8 protein-coding genes are annotated in these 7,312 nt (G+C 69.4%); 3 read left to right on the forward strand and 5 right to left on the reverse strand.

The genetic code is table 11. The features are described from left to right. Window positions 1-139: 139 nt before the first annotated feature. The 5 genes from ACVOK1_RS19655 to purM all read right to left on the reverse strand — a co-directional run bounded on the left by ACVOK1_RS19655 (window position 140) and on the right by purM (window position 3,949). Window positions 140-823 (reverse strand): DUF3108 domain-containing protein, encoded by a 684-nt coding sequence (locus ACVOK1_RS19655; RefSeq protein ID WP_108768044.1) that lies wholly within the window; start codon window positions 821-823, stop codon window positions 140-142. A gap of 2 nt (window positions 824-825) precedes the next feature. Next, on the reverse strand, window positions 826-1,638 hold the full coding sequence (locus ACVOK1_RS19660; RefSeq protein WP_481563007.1) for a DUF3108 domain-containing protein: 813 nt from the start codon (window positions 1,636-1,638) through the stop codon (window positions 826-828). A 67-nt stretch (window positions 1,639-1,705) separates the two neighbouring features. Then, a complete protein-coding gene (gene purN / locus ACVOK1_RS19665) occupies window positions 1,706-2,359 on the reverse strand; it encodes a phosphoribosylglycinamide formyltransferase (protein ID WP_481563008.1) in 654 nt (217 codons plus the stop codon). A 19-nt stretch (window positions 2,360-2,378) separates the two neighbouring features. After that, window positions 2,379-2,870 carry a hypothetical protein gene (locus ACVOK1_RS19670; RefSeq protein WP_481563009.1) on the reverse strand — a complete coding sequence of 164 codons (492 nt, stop codon included), beginning with the start codon at window positions 2,868-2,870 and terminating at the stop codon, window positions 2,379-2,381. A gap of 20 nt (window positions 2,871-2,890) precedes the next feature. After that, a complete protein-coding gene (purM, locus tag ACVOK1_RS19675; RefSeq protein WP_108768048.1) occupies window positions 2,891-3,949 on the reverse strand; it encodes a phosphoribosylformylglycinamidine cyclo-ligase in 1,059 nt (352 codons plus the stop codon). A 112-nt stretch (window positions 3,950-4,061) separates the two neighbouring features. On the opposite strand from purM, the gene ACVOK1_RS19680 reads away from it, so the two are divergent. Genes ACVOK1_RS19680 through hda form a run of 3 tightly spaced genes read left to right on the forward strand, consistent with a single transcriptional unit; the run spans window position 4,062 to window position 7,065 of the window. Then, a complete protein-coding gene (locus ACVOK1_RS19680; RefSeq protein WP_313052266.1) occupies window positions 4,062-5,189 on the forward strand; it encodes a DUF2066 domain-containing protein in 1,128 nt (375 codons plus the stop codon). Further along, complete coding sequence (locus tag ACVOK1_RS19685) at window positions 5,186-6,358, forward strand: AI-2E family transporter (protein ID WP_108768050.1); 1,173 nt, start codon at window positions 5,186-5,188, stop codon at window positions 6,356-6,358. Before ACVOK1_RS19680 ends, ACVOK1_RS19685 begins: the two co-directional genes overlap by 4 nt. Next, window positions 6,358-7,065 carry a DnaA regulatory inactivator Hda gene (gene hda / locus ACVOK1_RS19690; RefSeq protein WP_108770628.1) on the forward strand — a complete coding sequence of 236 codons (708 nt, stop codon included), beginning with the start codon at window positions 6,358-6,360 and terminating at the stop codon, window positions 7,063-7,065. The genes ACVOK1_RS19685 and hda overlap by 1 nt, the downstream gene beginning before the upstream one ends. Window positions 7,066-7,312: the final 247 nt, after the last annotated feature.

The raw sequence follows: 7,312 nt of genomic DNA on the forward strand, positions 1-7,312 counted from the left end.
GCGGATATTATAATTAAAAACGCTCATCTGGGCCGGGTTTTTGTTTTTTTTGTGGCTGGCGGCGCCGGCGGGGGGGCGCCGCGTGTGTTCTCAGGTTCGCCCCGGGTCCCGCCCCCGCCGGCTACCGCGGCACCGCGCGTCAGTTCAACGCCTTGATGGTCAGGTCCAGCGCGTCGCGGCCGCCTTCGCGCTGCAGGATGCGGGTCGGCACCGGGAACTCGGGCACGATCCAGGCGATCTGTTCCTTGTCGCCGTCCACGCGCGAGACCTTGGTGGCCTGGTAGCTCTTGCCGCCCACGGTCACCGCTTCCTTGCCCACGACCTTGTAGGTCATGTTCTTGATGCGGCCTTCGTCCACCATGCGGTAGGTCAGCGGCTTGCCGGCGGCCAGGTCGCGGGCGATCGCCAGGTTGATCAGCAGCGCGTCCATGTCACCGGCCTTCAGCGCGACCGGGCCGGCGCGGTCCGGCTTGATGTCGCCGGTCCAGGTGGCCTGGTTGCTGGTCCAGTTGTAGTTGGCCTGCACGTTGCGCTTCTTCACCAGCAGTGCCGAGCGGTCCTGGCTGCTCAGCGGGCGCAGCTGGCCACGCACTTCCTCGAACACGGTGCTCTGGCTGAGGTCGGCCAGCTGGTTCTTCACCTGCAGGTTGTAGCGCCACTTGCCGGTGCCTTCGTTGGCCAGGGTCATGGTGCCGTTGGCCTGCATGCCCATGTAGCTGGCCAGGTAATCAGCCTTGAACGGCTGCAGGGCCATGGCCGGCAGGCTGGCCACCGACAGTGCGGCAGCAGCGATCCAGGTCAGCGGGCGGGTCAGGGTCGTCATGCTCATACTCCTTGGTATTCGATCAGGCGCAGGTCGACACGGTCCTCGCCATCTTCGCGTTGCAGGATGCGCACCGGGGTGGGGACACCGTTGGCGATCCAGAGAATGGTTTCGTTCTTGCCGCCGTTGGTGCGGTAGACCTTCAGTGCGTTGTAGGACAGGTCGCCGACCTCGACGTTCTCGGTCTGTGCGGCGGCCTGGTAATCGTGCTGGCGCACCTTGCCCAGTTCGACGTAGCGGTAGTGCATCACCGCGCCGGGGCGGGCATCGCGCATCAGCGACAGGTTCAGCAGCAGCGCGCTCTGGTCGCCGGGCTGCAGCGGGATGGGCTGGGCGCGGTCCTTCTTCACATCGCCGGTCCACTGCGCCGTACCGGCTTCCCAGTTGTAGGTGCCGACTGCCTTCTTGCCCAGGAACAGCCCCTTGCGCACGGTGCTCTGGCTCAACGGCGCGTAGACGCCATTGCGCTCCTCGAACACGGTGCTCTGCTCCAGGTTCAGGCCGAGCACGCTGGCGAAGCCGCGACGGCCGACCACCTGCATGTCCACCCGCCACTGGTTGCCGCCGGTGTGGCTGACCTGCATGGTCGCATCGCCTGCCTGCTTGCCCTTGTAGAAGGCCTGGTAGGTGGCGCTGAACGGCTGCAGCGGCGGCGGCTCCCAGGCCATCGCCGGCAGCGCGGGCACGGCCGGTTCGGGCGGTGCCTGGACCACGGGCGCGGGCTCGGCCGACGGCGGGGTCTGTGCCCACGCGGCGAAAGCGAGCACGGCGAACGGCAGCAGCAGGAATTTGCGCAACGGAGGCGTGTTCTTCATGGCGGGCAGGAACCGCAGGAGGAGGCAGGATGCCAGCCCCGCAGTCAGCGGGGCGTGTGCACGGGCGTTACCGGTTCAGGTTTCCGGCGGAATCTAGAGCCAATGGGCTAAACAGGGGGTGACCGTCGAGTGTCGGCCGACCCTCCCGTTCAGCCAGGCGGCCGCCGCACAGCAGCTGCAGGGTGGCGATCAGCAGCGGATGTTCGACCGCCAGCACCCGGTTGGCGAGGCTGTCCGCGTCATCGCCGGCCAGCACCGGCACGCGCACCTGGGCCAGCACGGTGCCGGCATCCAGCTCAGGCACCACCAGGTGCACGCTGGCGCCGTGCTCGGCATCGCCGGCTTCCAGCGCGCGGGCGTGGGTGTGCAGGCCCTTGTGCAGCGGCAGCAGCGACGGATGGATGTTGACCAGGCGGCCGTTGAAGCGCTGCACGAAGTCGGCGCCGAGGATGCGCATGTAGCCGGCGCAGACGATCCAGTCCGGGGCTGCCGCCTGCACGGCATCGCCCAGCGCCTGCTCGTACGCGGCGCGGTCGCTGAAGGTCTTCGGCGCATGTGCCCAGCGCTGGCCGGGCCCGACGCGCTGCAGTGCCGCTGCGTCGGGGCGGTCGGAGAAGACCCCCACCACCTTGGCCGGCAGGCGGCCGGCATCGATCGCATCAAGGATGGCCTGCAGGTTGCTGCCACGGCCGGAGGCCAGTACGGCGATGCGTGCGGTCATGCGGCGGCCATCGGGTATCTCAGAGGCGGGAAGGCGCGTTGGCTTCGAAGGCCGCCTTCACCTGCGGGCGCAGCAGCACCACCAGGGTGAACACGCCCAGCACGGTGCCGAACGGGGTGAACAGGCAGGCGATGGCGGCCACCACCATGCACAGCAGGTGCCGGCGCCGCTGCTTCAGGCAGCGCCCGGCATAGGCGATGAAGCCTGCCAGGCCCAGCCCGAAGGACACCGCGCAGCCGCCCATGATGATGAACATCCAGCCCATGAACTGCTGCTCGTGCAGCGGCGTGGCCTGGCCGTTGGAGTTCATCGGCAGGGCGCCGCTGAGCATGGCGATGCCCATCACGATGTGCATGCAGAAGATCAGCCCGAACACGGCGGCCAGGCCGGCCACCACGTAATGGAAGATCGCCAGCAGGCGCAGGTGGTCGATGTCCTGTGCGGTCAGTGCGGGCGCAACCGGGGCCGGGGGCGGCACCGGTGCGGCGGACAACGGGGGCGTAGCGTCCATGCGGGCTCCTTGGGTGTCGATCAGGCGATGCGGACGCGTTCGGCGCCGCTGGCGGTGACCACCTGGCCGATCGGCCAGTGATCCAGGCCCTGCGCCTGCACGGCTTCGGACACCGCGGCGACCTGCTCCGGGGCGACGATCAGCACGAAGCCGATGCCGCAGTTGAAGGTGCGCCACATCTCGCTGTCGACCACGGCGCCTTCCTTCTGCAGCCACTGGAACACCGGCGGCAGCGGCCAGGCCGAGGCCTGGATGTCCAGGCCGAGGCCGTCGGGCACCACGCGGATGATGTTCTCGGTCAGGCCGCCACCGGTGATGTGGGCCATGCCGTGGATGGCCGCACCGTGCGACTTCAGCAGCGACAGGATCGGCTTGACGTACAGGCGGGTCGGCGCCATCAGCGCGTCGACCAGCTTGACGCCGTCTTCCAGCTCCAGGTCGGCCGGCTGGCCGGCGCGGTCGTAGATGCGGCGCACCAGCGAGTAGCCGTTGGAGTGCGGGCCGGAGGAGGCGATGCCGATCAGCACGTCGCCGGCGGCCACGCTGGCGCCGTCCTTCAGTTCGCTCTTCTCGACCGCGGCGACGGTGAAGCCGGCCAGGTCGTACTCGCCCGGGGCGTACATGTCGGGCATTTCAGCGGTTTCGCCGCCGATCAGCGCGCAGCCGGCCTCGGTGCAGCCGTTGGCGATGCCGCCCACGACCGCCGCGGCGGTGTCGATGTCCAGCTTGCCGGTGGCGAAGTAGTCCAGGAAGAACAGCGGCTCGGCGCCCTGCACCAGCACGTCGTTGACGCACATGGCGACCAGGTCGATGCCGATCGTATCGTGGCGGTTCAGCTGGTGGGCCAGCTTCAGCTTGGTGCCCACGCCGTCGGTGCCCGACACCAGCACCGGCTCGCGGTACTTGTTGGACAGGTCGAACAGGGCGCCGAAGCCACCCAGGCCGCCCATCACTTCCGGACGGAAGCTGCGCTTCACCAGGGGCTTGATCCGCTCGACCAGCTCGTTGCCGGCGTCGATGTCGACACCCGCGTCACGGTAGGTGAGGGGGGAGGGGGCGGAAGACGGGGTGTTGGTCACGGGCGTCGGCGCTGGCAGGGGTTGAACGGACGATTTTAACAGGCCGCATTGGCGCAAAGTCCGTATTCGGGCAACAATTCCCCCCGGATACGTCGAGCCAATGGATGTCCTGATGCGCCGCAGCCTTATTCCCGCCCTGCTCCTTGCGTTGTGCCTGCCGGTCGCCACGATGGCCCAGAGCGCCCTTCGCACCGAGGGAGATGTCGCCACCGCCAGTGGTGCCTACGAGGCCGAAGTGCCTGTGAACAGCCAGGCCGAGGCCGACCGCAACGGTGGCCTGGCCCGTGCCCTGAGCGTGGTGCTGGGCAAGTTGTCCGGCGACCGCAACGTGACCGCGCGCCCGGGCGTGGTGCAGGCCCTGCGCAACGCCAAGGATTACGTGGCCAGCTACGACTTCAAGCAGGACCAGAGCGTCGGCGCCAGTGGCGCGCCCAGCTACCGGACCCTGCTGGTCGCCCGCTTCCGCGAGGATGACGTCGATGCACTGGTCTCGGCCCTGGGCCTGCCGCTGTGGCCGCAGCCGCGTCCGAAGCCGGTGGTCTGGCTGGCCGTGGACGACGGCAGCGGCCCGCGCCTGGTCAGCGTGCAGCAGGCCAATGCGGCCCGCCCGCTGCTGAACCGCGCCATCGAGCGTGGCTACAAGCTGGGCCTGCCCAGCGGTGGTGCCGCCGAACAGGCGCTGGCCGGGGCCATCTGGCGCCAGGACAGCGCCGCGGTGTCCCGCGCATCGGCCCGCTACTCGCCGCCGATGCAGCTGATCGGCAAGCTGTACCGCGCCAATGGCGGCTGGCAGGCGGACTGGGTGTTCGTCGACAACGGCCGCGAGCTGAACAAGTGGACCACCAAGGACGCCAACGCCATGCGCGCCATGGCCGCCGGTGCCGACGGCGCCGCCGATGCCCTGGTCAAGCGCTACGCCAAGGCGGGCGCGGCCACCGGTGCGGCCGGTACCTACCGCGTGGTGGTGACCGGCATCAACAGCACCGATGAATACCTGCGCCTGGCCGCCGGCCTGCGCGAGGTGCCGGTGGTGCGCAACGTCACCCCGCTGCGGGCGACGGCCGACCACCTGGAGCTGAACCTGGAAATGACCACCGGCCTGGCTGGCTTCAACCGCATGCTGGGCGACAACGGCGTGCTGGTGCCGTCGGCGACCCTGCCGGCCCTGCCGGCGCCGATCGATGACAGCACCGGCGCGCCGCAGCCGGCCCCGGTCAGCAACGAGTACCGGCTGCGATGACCCAATCCCCGGAAGCGGAAATCGCGCAGTTCCTGCGACGGCTGAAGTACGTGGCCGTCGCCCTGCTGATCGGCTGGGTGGTGTGGCTGCTGGCCCCCATCCTGACCCCGTTCGTGCTGGCCCTGGCGCTGGCCTGGCTGGGTGACCCGCTGGTCGACCGCATCGAGGCCACCGGCCGTTCGCGCAACACCGGCGTGGTGCTGGTGTTCGTGGCGATGGTGCTGGTGGTGACCGCGCTGCTGCTGGTGCTGGTGCCGATGATCGAGCGCCAGATCACCACGTTGATGGCCGCCGTGCCGCAGGCGCAGGCCTGGCTGATGCAGACCGGCATCCCGTGGTTCGAGCAGAAGACCGGCCTGGAAGTGATGCAGTGGATGGACCCGGACCGGCTGATCGAGTGGGTGCGCAGCCACTGGCAGCAGGCCGGCGGCTTCGCCACCACCTTCATGGGCTATGTCTCGCGCTCGGGCTTCACCGTGGTGACCTGGATGGTCAACCTGGCGCTGCTGCCGATCCTGGCGTTCTACTTCCTGCGTGACTGGGACAAGCTGGTCGAGCGCGTCGCCTCGGTCATCCCGCGCAACCACATCGGGACGATCACCAACCTGGCGCGCGAATCCAACGAGGTGCTGGGCGCGTTCATCCGTGGCCAGTTCCTGGTGATGGTGGCGCTGGGCGTGATCTACGCTGCCGGCCTGTCGCTGGTCGGCCTGAAGCTGGGCCTGTTGATCGGCCTGGTGGCCGGCCTGATCAGCTTCATCCCGTACCTGGGCGCGACCACCGGCATCGTGATGGCGGTGGTGGCGGCGCTGGTGCAGGCACAGGGCATCGACCTGAAGCTGCTGCTGCTGGTGGGCGTGGTGTTCACCGTCGGCCAGCTGCTGGAAAGCTACGTGCTGACCCCGCGCATCGTCGGCGACAAGATCGGCCTGCACCCGGTGGCGGTGATCTTCGCGGTGATGGCCGGTGGCCAGCTGTTCGGCTTCCTCGGCATGCTGCTGGCGCTGCCGGTGGCGGCGGTCAGCAACGTGCTGCTGCGCTATGCGCACCAGCGTTACCGCCAGAGCGAGCTGTACGTCGGCGAAAAGCCGGCCATCGTGCTTGATGGCGTGATCGACGCACCCCATATCATCCTCGACCCCTACGAGCACGGCCCGGACCCGAAGTGATTGGTGTGCCGCAACTTCCGCTGGCCCTGCATTACCCGCGGGACCAGCGTCTGGAGACCTTCATCGGCGCGCCGGATGGCGCGCTGGCGCAGCTGCGTGCGATCGCGGTGGGCGCCAGCCATGACTGGGTCTACCTGGAAGGTGCGGCGGGCACGGGCAAGACCCACCAGGCGCTGGCGATGTGTTCCAGCGCGCAGCAGGCCGGGCGCCTGCCGACCTACGTGCCGCTGGCCGGCGCGGTTGGCCGGGTGGCGGCGGCGCTGGATGGCCTGGAGCAGCGTGAGCTGGTGGCGCTGGATGGCCTGGATGCGGTGGCGGGCCACCGCGAGGACGAGATTGCACTGTTCGACTTCCACAACCGTGCGCGCGCGGCGGGGATAACGGTGCTGTACACGGCGCAGCACGCGCCGGGTGAGCTGGGCCTGGTGCTGCCGGACCTGCGTTCGCGGCTGGGCCAGTGCGTGCGGGTGCTGCTGCAGCCGCTGGACGAGGAAGGGCGGGCGGCGGTGCTGCGCGAGCGCGCGCTGCGGCGTGGGCTGGCGATCGACGAGGCAGCCATCGAGTGGCTGCTGTCGCATACCGGGCGCGAGCTGGGTGGGCTGATCACGCTGCTGGACTGGCTGGACCGGGAGTCGCTGGCGGCGAAGCGGCGGATCACGGTGCCGTTCCTGCGGCAGGTGCTGGAAGAAGGCCGGCCCCGGTACTGAGGGTGGGGTTTTCTTTGCAGGGCTGCTGCCCTGCACCCGCTAGAGCAACGTCAAGATCAAGTGCTGGCTTCCTGAGGGGAGGCGGGGGGGGGGGGGGGGGGGGGGGGGGGGGGGGGGGGGGGGGGGGGGGGCTGGGGGGCGGGGAAAACCCGCCTGTGGCGGTATCCCGGGGGCCCCCGGCGCCCCCCCCCCCCCCGGCCAAGCACGGCTTCTGCTCTAGAAAACGACCAGCCACGAGGGGCTCAGC

It is taken from the genome of Stenotrophomonas sp. STEN087 (assembly GCF_056759115.1).